Source organism: Phytobacter sp. V91, assembly GCF_965644225.1.
GTDB lineage: Bacteria > Pseudomonadota > Gammaproteobacteria > Enterobacterales > Enterobacteriaceae > CBFFRJ01.
Window position 1 is genome coordinate 1 of sequence record NZ_CBFFRJ010000297.1, and the last position, 694, is coordinate 694.

Here is a 694-nt window from a genome sequence, read left to right on the forward strand (position 1 = left end):
TTTATTATCGAGTTCGGTGACCGCCTGGACGGTCACTTCTGAGAAAAGGCATTTACACAGAATCGTGTACAGGGTCTCGTCAAACGTTTCATGGTGCTTTTACCTCTTGCAAAACAGCCTTGTTCAGACGGTCAAACTCACCGTTGGCGCGCCAGACGTAAACCCCGGTGAGGATAAACGAAATGACGATAACGCCGACCCCAATCGGAATGCCGCGCGTAATGCTGCTGCCGGCAGACACCGGCGTGCCCAGCCAGCCAGGTGCGAAGGCGATAAGCAGAATAAAGCTGACGTAAATCACCAGAACCACCAGCGACAATATGGCGGCAAACCGTTGCCTTTTTTCGACTAACTCCCTGAAATGCGCGTTGTTTTCTATCCGTTGATAAATGGTGTCATTCATCACAGAGTCTCCACAGAGGTATCCCCTTCGTCCTTCGCGCTGCAGGTACGTTGGCTGCGCTTACCCACCCCAGTCACATAGCTCACTATGCTCCTGGGGATGTGTTCGTTTGCCGCCTTCCTGCAACACGAAATCCTTTGGGGAGGGGTTTTTTATATTATTCCCTCTCCCGGACAGGAGAGGGGTAGGGTGTGGGAGTGATGTGCCTGCCTGATGCCCTCACCCCGGCTCTTATGTCTTGACCTTCCCCGCTCAGGCGGGGAAGATCCCCGACTGATCATCGGGGGGGTT

At 53.9% G+C, this 694-nt stretch carries 1 protein-coding gene; it reads right to left on the reverse strand.

All coding sequences use genetic code 11. From position 1 onward, the window contains the following. Nucleotides 1-88: 88 nt before the first annotated feature. On the reverse strand, nt 89-403 hold the full coding sequence (locus tag ACSZO4_RS25740) for a DUF485 domain-containing protein (RefSeq protein WP_437891916.1): 315 nt from the start codon (nt 401-403) through the stop codon (nt 89-91). Nucleotides 404-694: the final 291 nt, after the last annotated feature.